General features: G+C 69.7%; 14 protein-coding genes. 7 read left to right on the top strand and 7 right to left on the bottom strand.

The features are described 5' to 3' along the window. Positions 1–6 precede the first annotated feature (6 nt). The 5 genes from dnaE to P3T37_RS09880 all read right to left on the bottom strand — a co-directional run bounded on the left by dnaE (position 7) and on the right by P3T37_RS09880 (position 6,825). Positions 7–3,558 (bottom strand): DNA polymerase III subunit alpha, encoded by a 3,552-nt coding sequence (gene dnaE, locus P3T37_RS09900; RefSeq protein WP_280723114.1) that lies wholly within the window; start codon positions 3,556–3,558, stop codon positions 7–9. A gap of 95 nt (positions 3,559–3,653) precedes the next feature. Next, entirely contained in the window at positions 3,654–4,427 is a 774-nt protein-coding gene (locus P3T37_RS09895) for a cupin domain-containing protein (protein WP_348533225.1), read from the bottom strand. A gap of 202 nt (positions 4,428–4,629) precedes the next feature. Continuing rightward, the gene (locus P3T37_RS09890) at positions 4,630–4,860 is read right to left on the bottom strand and encodes a DUF397 domain-containing protein (protein WP_280723112.1); all 231 of its coding nucleotides are present in this window, start codon (positions 4,858–4,860) and stop codon (positions 4,630–4,632) included. A gap of 89 nt (positions 4,861–4,949) precedes the next feature. Continuing rightward, complete coding sequence (locus P3T37_RS09885; protein ID WP_348533227.1) at positions 4,950–5,534, bottom strand: ATP-binding protein; 585 nt, start codon at positions 5,532–5,534, stop codon at positions 4,950–4,952. Between the two features lie 106 nt (positions 5,535–5,640). After that, on the bottom strand, positions 5,641–6,825 hold the full coding sequence (locus P3T37_RS09880; RefSeq protein WP_280723110.1) for a helix-turn-helix transcriptional regulator: 1,185 nt from the start codon (positions 6,823–6,825) through the stop codon (positions 5,641–5,643). A 725-nt stretch (positions 6,826–7,550) separates the two neighbouring features. Here P3T37_RS09880 and P3T37_RS09875 point away from each other — a divergent pair. Together P3T37_RS09875 and P3T37_RS09870 are read left to right on the top strand one after the other, a co-directional pair. Beyond that, positions 7,551–8,447, top strand: a complete 897-nt coding sequence (locus P3T37_RS09875; protein WP_280723109.1) for a hypothetical protein — start codon at positions 7,551–7,553, stop codon at positions 8,445–8,447. 23 nt (positions 8,448–8,470) lie between these two features. Continuing rightward, on the top strand, positions 8,471–8,746 hold the full coding sequence (locus P3T37_RS09870) for a hypothetical protein (protein WP_280723108.1): 276 nt from the start codon (positions 8,471–8,473) through the stop codon (positions 8,744–8,746). Positions 8,747–8,811: 65 nt separating this feature from the next. On the opposite strand, the gene P3T37_RS09865 is transcribed toward P3T37_RS09870, so the two are convergent. Together P3T37_RS09865 and P3T37_RS09860 are read right to left on the bottom strand one after the other, a co-directional pair. Continuing rightward, a complete protein-coding gene (locus P3T37_RS09865; protein ID WP_280723107.1) occupies positions 8,812–9,543 on the bottom strand; it encodes an RDD family protein in 732 nt (243 codons plus the stop codon). 112 nt (positions 9,544–9,655) lie between these two features. Continuing rightward, complete coding sequence (locus P3T37_RS09860; RefSeq protein WP_280723106.1) at positions 9,656–10,543, bottom strand: LysR family transcriptional regulator; 888 nt, start codon at positions 10,541–10,543, stop codon at positions 9,656–9,658. Positions 10,544–10,613: 70 nt separating this feature from the next. Here P3T37_RS09860 and P3T37_RS09855 point away from each other — a divergent pair, with 70 nt between their 5' ends. The 5 genes from P3T37_RS09855 (at position 10,614) to P3T37_RS09835 (ending at position 15,888) form a co-directional block, all read left to right on the top strand. After that, positions 10,614–11,528 carry a dihydrodipicolinate synthase family protein gene (locus P3T37_RS09855; RefSeq protein WP_280723105.1) on the top strand — a complete coding sequence of 305 codons (915 nt, stop codon included), beginning with the start codon at positions 10,614–10,616 and terminating at the stop codon, positions 11,526–11,528. 45 nt (positions 11,529–11,573) lie between these two features. Continuing rightward, entirely contained in the window at positions 11,574–12,599 is a 1,026-nt protein-coding gene (locus P3T37_RS09850) for an aspartate-semialdehyde dehydrogenase (protein ID WP_280723104.1), read from the top strand. 241 nt (positions 12,600–12,840) lie between these two features. Next, positions 12,841–14,067, top strand: coding sequence for an NYN domain-containing protein (locus P3T37_RS09845; protein ID WP_280723103.1), 1,227 nt, complete (start codon positions 12,841–12,843; stop codon positions 14,065–14,067). A gap of 58 nt (positions 14,068–14,125) precedes the next feature. After that, a complete protein-coding gene (locus tag P3T37_RS09840) occupies positions 14,126–15,082 on the top strand; it encodes an ABC transporter ATP-binding protein (protein ID WP_280723102.1) in 957 nt (318 codons plus the stop codon). Then, a complete protein-coding gene (locus P3T37_RS09835; RefSeq protein WP_280723101.1) occupies positions 15,079–15,888 on the top strand; it encodes an ABC transporter permease in 810 nt (269 codons plus the stop codon). The genes P3T37_RS09840 and P3T37_RS09835 overlap by 4 nt, the downstream gene beginning before the upstream one ends. Positions 15,889–15,891 lie beyond the last annotated feature (3 nt).

The following is a 15,891-nucleotide window of genomic DNA, read 5'->3' as shown; positions in this document are numbered from 1 at the left end:
GCTGTGTTACTCGACGGCCCAGGCGCCCGGGCCCAGCAGGGTCTTGATCTCGCTGGCGAAGGCGCCGTTGTCGGGGTTGACCATGAAGCCGAGTTCGAACAGCACGCTCTTCTGCGAGCCCTTCATCAGCAGCCGCACCGGGACGTCGCCCGGGTGGGCGCGCAGCGAGCGCTTGAGCTCGGCGGTCAGCTGCGGGGTGATCCGCTTCTCCTGGATGGTCAGCTTGATCGGGGGCTTGCCACCGTGCTCGGCCGAGGAGATGTCCAGGGTGCTGAGCTCCTGGCCGAAGATGCTCAGGGCGCCGTCGCGCTCGTTGAGCCGACCGCGGGCCGAGACCACGTTGTCCTCGACCATCTGCTCGGACATCAGGTTGTAGGTGGCGGGGAAGAACAGCACCTCGACCGAGCCGTCCCGGTCGGCCAGCGTGATGATCGCCCACGGGTTGCCGGCCTTGTTGATCCGGCGGTCCACCGAGGTGATCAGCCCGGCGAGTTTGACCTCGCCCTCGGTACGGCCCGAGCCCATCAGCTCGGCGATCGAGGTGTCCCGGTTGCGCGAGAGGATGTGCTCGGCGCCGTCCAGCGGGTGGCTGGAGACGTACAGGCCGAGCATCTCCCGTTCCAGGCTGAGCAGTTGGCGGCGCGGCCACTCACGCTCGGTCAGTTCGAAGTCCAGCCCGATGGCCGGCACGTCCTCGCCGGTGTCCAGCGCGCCGAACAGGTCGTCCTGGCCGATCGCCTGCTGCTTCTTGACGCCGGTCACGGCGTCGATCGCGTTCTCGTGGACGGTGGTCAGCGAGAGGCGGGTGTGGCCGAGGGAGTCGAAGGCCCCCGCCTTGATCAGCGAGTCGATGGTGCGCTTGTTGCAGACCACCAGCTCGACCTTGTCCAGGAAGTCGGCGAAGGAGGTGTACTTGCCCTTCGCCTTGCGGGTGGCCACCAGCGAGTCGATGACGTTGACGCCGACGTTGCGCACGGCCTTCAGGCCGAAGCGGACGTCGCTGCCGACGGCGGTGAAGTCGACCACGGACTCGTTGACGTCCGGCGAGAGGATCTTGATGCCCATCTGGCGGCACTCCGCCAGATAGATCGCCATCTTGTCCTTGTCGTCCGCCACCGAGGTCAGCAGGGCGGCCATGTACTCGGCCGGGTAGTTGGCCTTCAGGTAGGCGGTCTGGTACGAGACCAGGCCGTACGCGGCGGAGTGCGATTTGTTGAACGCGTAGCCGGCGAACGGGACCAGGACGTCCCAGACGGCCTTGATCGCCTCGTCGGAGTAGCCGCGTTCCTTGCAGCCCGCGTGGAAGGGGACGAACTCCTGCTCCAGGACCTCCTTCTTCTTCTTGCCCATCGCGCGGCGCAGCAGGTCTGCCTGTCCCAGGCTGTACCCGGCCAGCACCTGGGCGGCTCGCTGCACCTGCTCCTGGTAGACGATCAGGCCGTACGTCGGGCCGAGGACCTCCTTGAGGGGCTCCTCCAGCTCCGGGTGGATCGGGATGATCTCCTGCTGGGCGTTCTTGCGCAGCGCGTAGTTGGTGTGCGAGTTCATGCCCATCGGGCCGGGCCGGTACAGCGCCGAGACGGCGGAGATGTCGGCGAACTCGGTGGGCTTCATCAGCTTGAGCAGCGCGCGCATCGGGCCGCCATCGAGCTGGAAGACGCCCAGGGTGTCGCCCCGGGACAGCAGTTCGTAGGTGGTGGGGTCGTCCAGCGCGATCTTCTCGATGTCGACGTCGATGCCGCGGTTGGACTTCACGATCTTGATGCAGTGGTCGATGATGCCCAGGTTCCGCAGACCCAGGAAGTCCATCTTGATCAGGCCCATGGCTTCGCACGACGGGTAGTCGAAGCCGGTGATGATCACGCCGTCCTTGTCCCGCTTGTGCAGCGGGACGAGTTCGAGCAGCGGGGTGGAGGAGAGGATGACGGCGGCGGCGTGCACGCCGGTGCCGCGGATCAGGCCCTCGATGCCGAGACCGGTGTCGATGATCTTCTTGACGTCGGGCTCGTTCGCGTAGAGCGCCCGGATCTCGGTGCCCTCGTTGTAGCGCGGGTGCTTCTCGTTGAACAGGTCGGCCAGCGGGACGCCCTTGCCCATCACGTCCGGCGGCATCGCCTTGGTGATCCGGTCGCCCATCGCGAAGGGGTAGCCGAGGATCCGGTTGGCGTCCTTGACGGCGGCCTTGGCCTTGATGGTGCCGAAGGTGTTCACCTGGGCGGTGTACGCCTCGCCGTACTTGTCGGTGACGTAACGCACCATCTGGTCGCGCTGGCGGTCGTCGAAGTCGATGTCGACGTCGGGGGGGTTGATGCGCTCGGGGTTCAGGAACCGCTCGAACAGGAGATCGTGCTCCAGCGGGTCCAGTTCGGTGATCCGGGTCAGGTAGGAGACCATCGAGCCGGCCGCCGAACCACGGCCCGGGCCGACCGGGATGCCGTTGTCGCGGGCGTACTGGCAGATGTCGGCGACCACGAGGAAGTAGGCGTCGAAGCCCATCGGGGAGATGACGCCCATCTCCAGCTCGACCCGGTCCAGCACCTCCTGGCTCGGGTTGTCCCCGTAGCGGTGCTGGAGGCCGGCGGCGATCTTCTGCCGCAGGAACGAGGCCTGGGTCTCGCCCTCCGGGACGTCGAACTGCGGCATCCGGTCGACGTAGTTGAAGACCTCGTCGTAGGGCTGGATGCGCTCGGCGATCGCGAGGGTGTTGTCGCAGGCCTCCGGGAGCTCGCGGAACAGCTCGCGCATCTCCTCGGCGGTCTTGATGTAGTAGCCGGACCCGGCGAAGCGGAGTCGGGCCGGGTCGTCCTTGTTCTTGCCCGTGCCGACGCAGAGCAGGCTGTCGTGGGCGTCGGCCTGGTCCTCGGTGACGTAGTGCGAGTCGTTGGTGGCCAGCAGCGGGAGCCCGAGTTCCTTGCCCAGGCGCATCAGGTCGGCCCGGATATCCCGCTCGATTCCGAGGCCGTGGTCCATCAGCTCCAGGAAGAAGTTCTCCTTCCCGAAGATGTCCCGGTACGTAGAGGCAGCCTCGATCGCCTCCGCGTACTGGCCCAGCCGCAGCCGGGTCTGCACCTCGCCCGAGGGGCAGCCAGTGGTGGCGATGATCCCACCGGCGTGCTGGGCCAGGAGTTCGCGGTCCATTCGGGGCTTGCCGTAGTAGCCCTCCATCGACGCGAGGGAGGAGAGCTTGAAGAGGTTGCGCAGACCGGACGCGTCCTCCGCCCACATCGTCATGTGGGTGAAGCGGCCGCCACCGGAGACGTCCTTGCCGCCCTCACCGTCCGTGTTGGGCCGCTTGCCGCCAGGGGACCAGAACACCTGCTTCTTGTGGAAGCGCGACCCTGGAGCGAGGTACGCCTCGATGCCGATGATGGGCTTGACCGGGCTGCCCTTGGCCTTCTGGAAGAACTCGTAGGCTCCGAACATGTTGCCGTGGTCGCTCATCGCGATGGCTTGCATGCCCTGCCGCTCAGCCTCGGCGAACAACTTACCGTTCTTCGCTGCTCCGTCGAGCATCGAGTACTCAGTGTGAACGTGCAGGTGCACAAAGCCGTCTGGCACAGGGGGTCTCCGTCTCCTCATTCACCGCCGGAGTATCAACCATAACGGGCCCGGCGGACGGAGCCCGGCCACGCTTCCGAGCCCGGCGGGAGCTGTCAGACGGGTCGGCGTGCCGCCTCCATGACCCGCGTGGCGGCCTCCTCGGCATCCAGTTTGATCAGTGCTCCGATCAGGTACACGCGCATCTGCTGAATCGCGTCACTCGGGTCCGCGGTGACGGCGACGGGTTGCACCTCCTCACGCATCGAGGGGTCCACCAGCGCCTGCGCCAGTACCTCCTCGGCGAGCTGCTGGGCCAGCCAGTGATACGTGCGCTCCTTGAACGCCACCGTCAGGTGAAGGGATGGCTCGTCACCGACGGTGTAGGGGGAGTGGACGTACCCGCGCGGCAGCCAGAACACATCGCCGGGCTTCAGGGTGTACGTCGCCTTCGGCGGGGTGTTCGCCAGGAACTGCAGCTGCTCATCGGTGAAGCCGTTGGTGTGGTACGACCCGTACTCCCTGACCGGATTCGTCACGAACGGGTCGTGCACCGGCCAGGCCTTGCTGCCGGCCAACTGCAGGATCAGCGTGACGTACGGGTCGTAGTGATACTTGAGGCCCTGCGCGCCGGCCGGCGTCAGGTAGGCATTGACGTGGACGCCGTACCCGGTCTCGTTCTGAAGGTCGCGGTAGAGCTGGGCGATCGAGGGGACGAGTGTCTCCAGCGCACGCAACGAGATCGTTCCGCCGCTGTCGAGATGTTCGCGGAGTGCTCCCCGGCGCGGCATGTCCCCGTCGGCGTATGTGTACCGCTCCAGGATCTTGCTGTCCTTGAGCAACGAAACGTTGCGGGTGGCCACGCAGCCGGAGTCAATCAGCTGGTCCACATCGGCGAGCGTCAGAAGATGCTCGAAAGAGGCGGGGTCGCGACGGTAGCGTCTCGGCTCGCGCGGCCAACTGGCCAGCACTTCATCAGGGTTGTCGATCAGAGACCTCAACGACATCGAGCGCTCTCCTAGAGGGCTGAGGGGATGGGGTGGGGCGCCCCGGGAAAGCCGGTGCGCCCCACGCTTGCGGTGCTGCGCTTCGTCAGGCCTGCCGCTCCTGCGCGAGCCACGCCTCGGCGAAGCTGGTGATCTCCTCGCGGCTCATGCGCAGCTCGCGGCCGGATCCCTCGGGCTTGGTGTCGCCGAGGGCGTAGCCACCTCCGGTCAGCTCGGCGAGGCTGATGCAGTCCTCCATCGAGCCGTCGTTGGTACCGCCGCCGCACAGCGCCGCGAACGGACCGGCCACCGGGCGGTCGTACAGGTTCTCGCTCATGTTTTCCTCTCGTCGACGCACTTCTCTTCTCGGCTTCGCCAGACACCGGCGAGATGCAGCCGAGCTTCCCGCCGGGGGAGGCGGGGAAGTCATTCGGGGAACGGACCCGGCGGCGCCACTGCAGGATCCCGTCGCCGGGCGGTCCACGCGTATCCGAGTGGATCGTGGTCTTCGTGGGTCTGACGGTGGAGAGTTGGGCGCGGAGCTATGGCGCGGATGCGTCGGGCCAGGCCCGCTCGATAGCGGGCGCCCGCTGATGGCAGATCGAACTGCGCCCACACCCGTTTGCCCGAGGGGGTCTGCTCGCTTCCGTGGCGGCTTGCCAACCGGTCCACGATGCTCAGGCCGCGTCCCCCCTCGTCGGTCGCGTTCGCGGCACGTGGCAGCGGTAAGACAGTGCTCCCGTCGTAGACCTCGAAGGTCAGCACGAGCCCGCTTCGCCGGTATTCGGTGAACATGACGACAGCGACCGTCGGCCTGTCGCTGTAGTGGATCGAGTTGGTCAGCAGCTCGGAGGCGACGACGATCACACTGTCCTGCTCGTCGTCGGTCATCCCGAGTTCCCAGCGGTCCAGCGCGCCGGCTACGCGCAGGCGCCCGACCCTGGCCGAAGACGGGTCACGCGGTAGAAGGACTGCGAATCGGTCCCGTCTCACTGCGACACTTCTCCGCATGATGATCTCTCCGTAGCCGCTTCGCTGCTGACGGTTACGAGTGTGGCAGTGAAAAAAGGTCTGAACTATCAAGGATTTTTGATAGTCCAGACCAGTTGACGTGCCGTCAGACTCCAGCCCAGTGAGCCAGGTTGGTCAAGGAGTCCGGGACGGAACGGCGGGCTGACAGCAGGCCGGAGATGGTGTCGCGCGAGGTTGGGTGATAGCGGGTCTGCTGGGGGGCCACCTTTCGCGCCTTGAGCATGCTCGCCAGCGCGTCATCGGTCTTGCCCGTCAGAAGCTCGGCCCGAGCCACCTCCGAGTAGTGGTGGGCGACTCGGGAGCGCGGCCAGTCGTCAGGGATGCGAACGCCGTGTGCCCTCTCCACGGCCTCGCCGGGTTGGTCGAGGTCGACCAGGACGCCGACGTGGTGCACCTCCACGTTCGTCGGGCTGAAGCTGAGCCAGTGCACCTCGTCTGCTGGTCCCGTGAGGGCTGCGATCCGCCGCGCTTCATCGATATGCAGCAGTGCCGCCGCCTCGTCCTTGCCGCGCGCTGCTACGACTGCGGCGCCGAGGTGCAGCTGTCCGGTCGCGACATCGCGTTCACGCCCGGTCGGGGCCTGTGCCAGGTGGGCGAAGCCGGTCTCGATGAGACGTTGACCGACGGCGGGCAGGCTGGAGCGCATGTAGGCGAGGGTCCGCAGGTACTGGCGAATGCCGGCCCACACCGGGTCGCTCGCGCGCTGAGCCGTCCATTCCAGCCGGTCCAGCGCGATCACACTCAGGTCGGGGTATCCGAGCTTGGTGGCGACGTCGTACGCGGTCCGATAGAGCGATGTCAGGGTGCGCCACGCGGCGTCGCTCGGGTGTAGATAGCAGAAGGTCGTGACCTTCGCGATCATCGCGGGCAGCTCGCTCGCGACGCGCTTGAGATCCGTCTGGCGCATCCTTGCGCACAGTTCCTCGGACTTCTGGTGCAGCTCGGCCAGTGTGCCTGGCTGAACACCGGGAACAGGGCCCAGATCGTAGAGGTCGAGCGCGTCACGAATCGGCTGGATCAGGACATCCAGCTCATCCTGACGAAGTTCGGTCAGGTAGGGCTGGCCGACGAGGTCGGTGGCGGGCACGCGAAGAGCCCGGGAGAGGGCGCCCAGGAGGGAGGGGCTGGCCGGCACTACCCCCTGTTCCACCTTCGACAGGAGGCTGTGCGAGATCAGCGCCTGGTCGGCTAGCTGGATCTGGGTGAGGCGACGCAGCTTGCGAAGATTCGCGATCCGCTTCCCCGTGTGGTCACTGTTCGGCTTGGACATCTGCTCTCTCCGTTCCTACTCATCTACTGGGAACGGTACAGCAGTTGTGCTGTTCTGATGGTCTATCATCTTGTATGATTCCAGGCCGTTTTGTGGCCTGCGAGGGCTGATCTGGGTGCCTCCCTGGGCATACGATGACAAGCAAACGGGGCTTCTGTGCCTGCGGTGGTTGTCCGTCGTCCGGAGGACCGCGTCGAGTGGCCTGCCCGTTTGGGTGGGTACGTCCGCACATAGAGCGGCGTGACATGCACCAGAGCGCCCCTGGCCCCCGTCGCCACCATGATCGCCACCAGCCTTCCGGCCGCCGCGGGCGCCGTCGCCCTGTCGGGGTCCCGCACAATCCGCACGCCTGCGTCAGCTCCCCGGAGCCGCACGCCGGCCTGGCCAGGACCGTGCTCGACATCGCCTGGCAGGGCAAGGGGGCAGTACGGCCTCAAGTCGGTGATCCTCAGGGTCACCGCCTACGGTCACGACGTCGTCACCTCAAAATAGAGGCTGCACCCGACCGCAGCGTGAGTACCCGCTGATCGGCGGGGACTCAACCGCCGATCAGCGGGTACTTGCCCGGCGGTCTATCCGCCATTGGGGGGCAATAATTCTGCGAATTCCTTCGGACCTCAGATCTTGCTCAAGACTTCTGCATAAACAATTGCTCTGAGGGTGGGGTGCGATAGCTTTCTCCTGTTGCCACCGAATGTACTCGAGGCAATTTTTCAATTCGCTTAGTGAAGGTAAGATTCGTGATAATTCGTCGCCAGAAGGCTGCCATTTCCGCTTTTGCGGCTACGCTGGGAAGCGCACTGCTCCTGAGTTCCGTCCCCGCATATGCCGATGCTCCCCAGACGTCGGCTGGGCAGGCAGTTCGCGTGGTCGAGCAGGCGACCGGCACTGGTGACCTCGCCCCGGACTCGGCGCGAGCCACGGCGCCGACCACTGCCACCGGCCTGGTCACTGCCGCGGCAGGGACCAGCGACCAGGTCAGTTTCACGCTGCCGGCGACGGGGTCCGTCAACGGAGTGAAGAGCGGCCAGGGCACCGTCACCTATCCGAACGCGGCGGCCGACGGCGCGGATCTGGCTGTTCAGCCCACCGATGACGGTATTCGCGCACTGGTCACGATCAAGGATGCGGACGCGCCCCGGGAGTACCGGTTCCCGCTCACTCTGCCGCAGGGCGCCACTGCCGAAGCCCAGGCCGATGGCAGCGTGGCCGTGGTCAAGGACGGTGGCCGCCTGGGTGCGTTCTCCGCCCCGTGGGCCAAGGACGCTGTCGGAAAGCCGGTGCAGACCAGCTACCGGATCGACGGTGACACCCTCGTCCAGACGGTCGCGTTCAACAGTGACACCAGCTTCCCCGTCGTGGCCGACCCCCACTACACCTGGGGCATCATCACCGGGACCATCTACTTCAACAAGAGCGAGACGAAGGACCTCGCCCTCGGAGCCGGGGCGGCTGTGGCGATCCTCGGCGCCGTCACCAAGGTGACGCCTCTCACCGTCTCCGGGATCGCGCTGACGGCCGCTGCGAACATCGCCATCAACCACGGTCAGTGCGTCAAGGTCAGCACTGCCAGCACTGTCGGCATGTACAGCGGTAAGGCCGGCGACGGCTACTGCAAGTAGTCGTATTCGAGAGTGAGGTATCGATGACGATCATGATGATCGCAGCCGGAGTACTCAACGCTGCTGCTGTCCTGGCCGCCGCTGTGAGCGCCGGCGGCAAGCGTCGCCCGACCCCGTACCGGGCTGCGGCCGGCGGAGTCGCCGTTCTGCTCTTCGCCCTTCCGTACCTCGTCGAGCACGCTTCCGGGGCCTCACTCAATGACGGCAGTTCAGCCGGCCTCTATGCGTGGGTCGCGCTCATCGCCATCCCTGTCCTGGCGCTGGGCTTTGTCCTCACGCGGCGGCTGCGGCGCGGCTGAGGGCACCGTGACAGCATGCCGGCCGGACCCTGTGGGTCCGGCCGGCATGTTCAGAACCTCTGTGCTCAGGCTTCCTTGACCACCACGGTCTTGGCGGCCTTGTCGTGCAGGCACTGCTGGAACGGCTTGTCCCAGAGCAGCCACAGGCAGTCGAGCATCGAGAAGAGGCTGCCCAGGCAGTAGATCGCCTGCGGCAGGCCGTAGACGGCTGCGCGGATCCACAGGTCGTTGTCCACCGGGCGGGCGCCGTGCGCCAGCGACACCACCCGGATCTTCATCACCTTCTTGCCAACCGTCTGCTGGTTCTGGGTGAGCATCATCGCGGCCTCGTAGCCGAACACGATCAGTGCGCCGATGACGCTCGAGAAGATGACGCCCAGGCTGCTGGCGATCACGAAGTCGATCACGTACAGCGGGATGATCAGGACGCCCACGTCGATCAGCCGGGCCAGGAAGCGGTCACCGGCGGTGGCCATCGTCCGGGGCGGGCCGCCGTACTGGCCGGGGGTCGCCAGCCAGGGCGGGCCGCCGGCGCCGAACAGCGGCTGGCCGTAGGGAGCCTGGCCCGGGCCCGGCTGCGGGTAGGCGTAGGGCTGCTGCGGCGGAGGCTGCTGGCCGTAGCCGGGCGGCGGGGTGCCGTAGCCGGGCTCGGCCGGCGGCTGCTGCGGGTAGCCGTAGGGCTGCTGCGGCGGTTGGTCGTACGGGTTCTGCGGCGGCACGCCCTGCGGGGGCTGCTGGCCGTACGGGTTCTGCGGGTCTGACGGGTAGCCGTACCCCGGAGGTTGGTTGTCGCTCATAATCCCCGCTCATCTCAAGGTGACCTGCCCTCAGTTGTTGTATACGCGGATGTGCCAGGGCGGGAAGGGGATTGTGTGAACCGTTACGCGAACAGCACCGAAATCCGGAGGGTCAGCTCGGCTGAAGGCCTGGTGGGAGCGCTTCTCGGACGGCTGCGGCGAAGGCCGCCACGGCCGGGTGGCCGGCCGCGCCCTCACGGAACGCGACGGCGGTGCGGCGGGACATCGCCAGGCGGTGCAGGGCCACTGCGGCGGGAGGGTCCACCACGCCCAACTCCGGTACCAGTGCCACGCCCTGGCCGACCGCGACGAGCGCGAGCACGGTGGCGAAGTCGTCCACCCGGTGCCGGATCCGCGGCGTGAATCCGACCGCCTGGCAGGCCCGGACGGCCATCGCGTGGCAGAGAGTGCCGTGCGTGGCCATGATCCACGGGTCGTCCCGGCGCTCGGCCAGATCGGTGGAGCCCGGCGGCGGGGTGGCGAGGTACATCGCCTCGGCGAAGAGCGGCTCGCTCTGCACCCCCGGCTCGGGCGGTGAGGGGACGAAGTCGTAGTCGTGGACCAGGGCGACGTCCAGCTCACCGGCCCGCAGCAGGTCCGCGACGCCGGCCGGGTCCACCTCGGCGACCAGCGGCTCCAGGCCCGGGTAGCGCGCGGCCAGGGCGCTCAGCGCCGCCGGGATCACCACCCGGGCGGCCGAGGGGAAGGTGCCGATCCGCAGCGGTCCGGCCGGGCCCTGGCGGGCGTCGGCGAGTTCGGCGGCGGCCAGCTCCAGGCGGGCCAGCACGGCCTCCGCGTGCGCGACCAGCCGGTGCGCGGCGGGCGTCAGCGCCACCCGTCGGCCGGTGCGCTCCAGCAGGGGCACCCCGCTCTCCCGTTCCAGGACGGTGAGCTGCTGGGAGACCGCGGAGGGGCTGAAGGAGAGCGCCTCGGCGACGGCGGCGATGGTGCCGCGGTGGGCGAGTTCGCGCAGGAGGCGCAGGCGGCGGACATCGAGCATCGGCTCAGCTTACGTGTTGCGCCGGAAATGCGAACTGGATCCGCAGGGTCAGCTGCGGCAGGCTCGCAGCATGAGCCCCCTCCTGAGCCCCCTCCTGAGCGGCATCCACATCCCGCTGATCACCCCGTTCACCGCGACCGGCGAGCTCGCCGCGGACGCGCTCGAAGCGCTGGCGCACTCCGTCCTCGACGAGGGCGCCGCGGGCCTGGTCGCGCTCGGCACCACCGGCGAGCCGGCCACCCTCGACGAGGCGGAGAAGCTGGCGGTGACCGAGATCTGCGCCCGGGTCTGCCGCGAGCGCGGTGCGGCGCTGACCGTCGGCGCCGGCGGCAACGACACCCGGGGAAGCGTCCGGGCCCTGCGCGAGCTGGAGCGGTGGCCGGAGGTGACGGCCGCGATGGCACTCGTCCCGTACTTCACCCGGCCCTCGGCCGCGGGCGTGCTGGCGCACTTCACCGAGCTGGCGGCGCGCAGCCCGCTGCCGCTGATCGTCTACCACATCCCCTACCGCACCGGTCAGGCGCTCGACGCGGACACCCTGCGCCGGATCGCCGAGCTGCCCGGGATCGCCGGCGTCAAGTACGCGCCCGGGGTGCTCGACCAGGACGCCATGGCTTTCCTGGGCGACCTGCCCGAGGACTTCGCGGTGCTCGCAGGCGAGGACGCGCTGCTCTCGCCGCTACTGGCACTGGGCGCCGCCGGCGCCGTGCTCGCCTCGGCGCACCTGTGCACCGGGCGGTTCGTGGAGCTGTACGAGGCCTGGCGGGCCGGCGACCTGGCGCACGCCCGGGCGCTGGGGCACCGGCTGGCCGCACTGTCGGCCGCCGCCTTCGCCGAGCCCAACCCGACCGTGATCAAGGGCGTGCTGCACGCGCAGGGCCGGATCCCCAGCGCCGCCGTCAGGCTGCCGCTGCTGGCGGCCGGGCCGGCGGCCGTGGACCAGGGCGTCCACCTGGTGAAAAGCATCGCGGGCTGGACGGTGTGACAAGGCAGGATGAAAGGAGACAGGGAACAGCGGAGGAGGATTCGAATGAAGATCGGCATCGTAGGGGCCACCGGACAGGTCGGTGCGGTGGTGCGCGCGATCCTGGCTGAGCGGAACTTCCCGGTGGAGCAGCTGAGGCTCTTCGCCTCGGCCCGCTCGGCCGGCAAGCAGCTGCCCTGGCAGGACGGCACGGTCACCGTGGAGGACGCGGCGACCGCCGACTACCGCGGCCTGGACGTGGTGATCTTCTCGGCCGGCGGCTCGACCTCCAAGGAGCTGGCGCCCAAGGTGGCGGCGGCCGGCGCCGTGGTGATCGACAACTCCTCGGCCTGGCGGCGCGACCCCGAGGTCCCGCTGGTGGTCAGCGAGGTCAACCCGGAGGCGATCGCCGACCTGCCCAAGGGCATCATCGCCAACCCGAACTGCACCACGATGGCGGCCATGCCGGTGCTGCGCCCGCTGCACGAGGAGGCCGGGCTCACCGCGCTCGTCGTCGCCACCTACCAGGCGGTCTCCGGCAGCGGCCTGGCCGGCGTGGCCGAGTTGCAGGGGCAGGCGGCCAAGGTCGTCGAGGGTGCCGCCGCGCTGACCCACGACGGTTCGGCGGTCGACTTCCCCGAGCCGACGATCTACGCCCGCCCGATCGCCTTCAACGTCCTGCCGCTGGCCGGCTCGATCGTGGACGACGGCCTGAACGAGACCGACGAGGAGCAGAAGCTTCGCCACGAGAGCCGCAAGATCCTCGGGATCCCGGACCTCAAGGTCTCCGGCACCTGCGTCCGGGTTCCGGTCTTCACCGGCCACTCGCTCCAGGTCAACGCCCGTTTCGCGCGGCCGATCAGCCCCGAGCGGGCCCGCGAGCTGCTGGCCGGCGCGCCCGGCGTGGTGCTGAGCGACATCCCGACCCCGCTTCAGGCGGCCGGCCAGGACCCGACCTTCGTGGGCCGGATCCGGGCGGACGAGACCGTCGAGCACGGTCTGTCGTTCTTCCTCTCCAGCGACAACCTGCGCAAGGGCGCGGCCCTGAACGCCGTCCAGATCGCCGAGCTGGTCGCCGCCCGGCTGGGCTGAACCCGCTGACGACCGCTGACGACCGCTGACGACCACTGCCCGCGCCCGGCGGGCAGTGGTCGTTCCGGGTGATTCACAGCTCCGTCGGGGGGTAAAGAAGACCGCAACGGTCGGGCGGGCCGCTCCTGGGAGCACCGCTCGGGCAGACTGCTCCGTACCGCACGCCACAGAGGTGATCGGACAAGGGTCAAGGGTGGGGTGTCCGGCCGCCACCGGGCCGACCGGGAGAGAGGTGCGGGAAGTGGACCGCTGCGTCGTCCTCGTGGACGCGGGATACCTGTTGGGTGCCGCCGCCAGCCTGCTCGCCGGAGAGTCCTCCCGGTCCAGGGTGACGGTGGACCACACCGCCCTGATCGCCTCGCTGCGCGAGCGGGCCGAGGAGGAGACCGGGCTGCCGCTGCTGCGGATCTACTGGTTCGACGCGGCCCCCGAGCGCCGCCCGATGCCCGAGCACCGACGGCTGCGGGTGCTGCCGCGGGTCACCGTCCGGCTCGGCGCGCTGACGAGGGCCGAGGGCCGCTGGGTGCAGAAGGGCGTGGACGCCGCGATGCACGCCGAGCTCTCCGAGCTGGCCCGCAACCGGGCCTGCGCCGACGTGGTGCTGGTCACCGGCGACGGCGACCTGCTGCCCGGCATGATGTCCGCCAAGGAGCACGGCGTGGCCGTCCACCTGTGGGCGCTGCAGGCCGCCGACGGCGACTTCAACCAGTCCGAGGACCTGGTCGGCGAGGCCGACGAACGCCGGGTGCTGGACCGCGAGTGGATCACCCGGTCGGTGCGGCTGCGCGAGCCCGCCGTGGCGTTCCCGCCCGCCGGACCGCCGCCGGAGATCGCCAAGATCCTCTCCGCCCCGCCCTCGCACAGCCTGCGCCCGACCGGTTCCAGTGCCGGTGCGGTCGCCGCCGAGCTGCCCGAGCCGGCCGCCGAGCCCGGCCAGGCGCCCGCCGCGCTCAAGGTCGTCCCCACCCCCAAGGATCTGGCCGGCCGCGTCGCCGGGCCGGCCCATCCGCCGGCCGCCGCCGGCGCCACCGCGACCGCCACCAACGGGCCGGTGCTGCGCTGGTCCTCCGACCGCGGCTGGGTGGACCGTCCGGCCGCCGAGATCAGCACCCCCGGCGACACGCTGCCGACCCTCGCCCAGCTCACCACCGCTGAGCAGCGCTGGGCCGACCGCGAGGAGGACATCACCGCGATCGGCGGCGACCCGCACGAGGTCGGCCAGGTCTTCGCGCGCCGCTGGACCGACCGGCTCGGCGACCGCGAGCGGCTCACCGCGCTGTGGGGCGACTACCCGCGGATCCCGCACCGGGTCGACGGCGAGCTGCTGCGCTACGCCGCCCGGTTCGGGCTGCTCGCCCACAAGGACGACCAGATCGACGAGCACGACCGCTACGCGATCCGGGCCGGCTTCTGGAAGGAGCTCGCGCTTCGCGTGCCGGGTGGTGAACTGGTGGTCGTGGACGACTGAATTACGGAGGGTGCCCTGTGGTCGGGATCCTCATGGTCAGCGCGTAGAGTCTTCGCTCGTGAGCGAGACCCCCCTGCTGCCCTGCTGCTCCGTCCGGGGCCTCACCAAGAACCACGGTGAGATCCGGGCCACCGACGGGGTCGACCTGGAGATCCACCAGGGTGAGGTCTTCGGCCTGCTCGGACCCAACGGCGCCGGCAAGTCCACCCTGGTGCGCCAGCTGACCGGGCTGCTGCGCCCGGACGCGGGCAGCATCGAGATCCTCGGCCACGACGTGGTCCGCCACCCCGACCGCGCGGCCCGGCTGCTCGGCTACCTCGGCCAGGAGTCCACCGCGCTGGACGAGCTGACCGTCGCGCTGGCCGCCGAGACCACCGGACGGCTGCGCGGCCTCACCCGGGCGCAGGCCCGCGCGCAGAGCGCCGAGGTGCTCGCCGAACTGGGCCTGGAGCCGCTCGCCGCCCGCCCGCTCGCCAAGCTCTCCGGCGGTCAGCGCCGACTGGCCTGCTTCGCGGCCACCCTGGTGGGCGAGCGCCCGCTGCTGGTCCTGGACGAGCCCACCACCGGTATGGACCCGGTGGCCCGCCGGGCGGTCTGGTCCGCGGTGGAGCGCCGCCGGGCCGAGCGCGGCACGACCGTGCTGCTGGTCACCCACAACGTCATCGAGGCCGAGACCGTGCTCGACCGGGTCGCCGTCATGGACGAGGGCCGGGTGATCGCCTGCGACACGCCGGGCGGCCTCAAGGCGCTCGTCGACGGGAACGTCCGGCTGGACCTGGTCTGGCGCCGCGATGCCCCGCTGGACGTCCCCGCGGTCGCCCTGCTGGCCGACCGGGTCGAGCGCACCGGCCGCCGCTGGACGCTGCGCACCACCCCCGAGGAGGCCAGGGAACTGGTCGCCGCGGTGACCACCGGGCCGGCCTTCGCCGCCCTGGACGACTTCACCCTGGCCACCCCGAGCCTGGAGGACGCCTACCTCCGACTCGGCGGGCGTCATGGAGGACTGGCGAAGTGACCCTGCTCTCCCCCCCTTCCGTGGTCGCCCGCCCGCACGTCCAGGCGGCGCCGCTGGCCCCCGTGGCCCGGCTGCTGCCCGCGCTGGCCGCCGTCTACCGGGCGCAGCTGGCGCGCGCCAGGGTGGCCCGGATCCCGCTGATGTTCGTCGCCTCGTTCCAGTCGATCGGCATCCTGGTGATGATGCGCGGGGTGGTCGACCCGGGCGACAACCCGTCCGCGCGGGCGGTGGTGGCCGGCTCCAGCGTGCTGGTGGTGGCCTTCGTGGCGCTCAACCTGCTCGCGCAGTACTTCGGACGGCTGCGCGCCACCGGCGGGCTCGACCACTACGCGACGCTGCCGGTCCCGGCCGCCTCGGTGGTGCTCGGAGCAGCCGGCGCGTTCGCCTCCTTCACGCTGCCCGGCTCGCTGGTGACGGCGGGCATCGGGGCCTGGCTCTTCGGGCTCTCCTGGGCGCACCTGTGGGTGCTGCTGGCGGTGGTGCCGCTGGCCGGCGCTGCGCTCTCCGGCCTCGGCGCGGCCTGCGGGCTGCTCGCGCCCAAGCAGGAGATCGCCACCATGCTCGGCCAGCTGGGCATGTCGGCCGCGCTGCTGCTCGGCGTGCTGCCGCCCGGCCACCTGCCGACGGCCGTCCAGTGGCTGCGCGACGCGCTGCCCTCGACGTACGGGGTGGAGGCTTTCGCGCGGACCTTCGCGGCCCGTCCCGACTGGGCGGCGGTCTGCGCTGACCTGGCCGTCTGCGCCGGTGTCGGGGTGCTCTCGCTGACCCTGGCGACCTGGGCCTATCGCCGCGCCACCACCCGTTGACCC

It is taken from the genome of Kitasatospora sp. MAA4 (genome assembly GCF_029893355.1).
Classification (GTDB): domain Bacteria; phylum Actinomycetota; class Actinomycetes; order Streptomycetales; family Streptomycetaceae; genus Kitasatospora.
The sequence above is the reverse complement of the archived record's forward strand: the minus strand, read 5'-3'. Positions and strand labels throughout refer to the sequence as shown.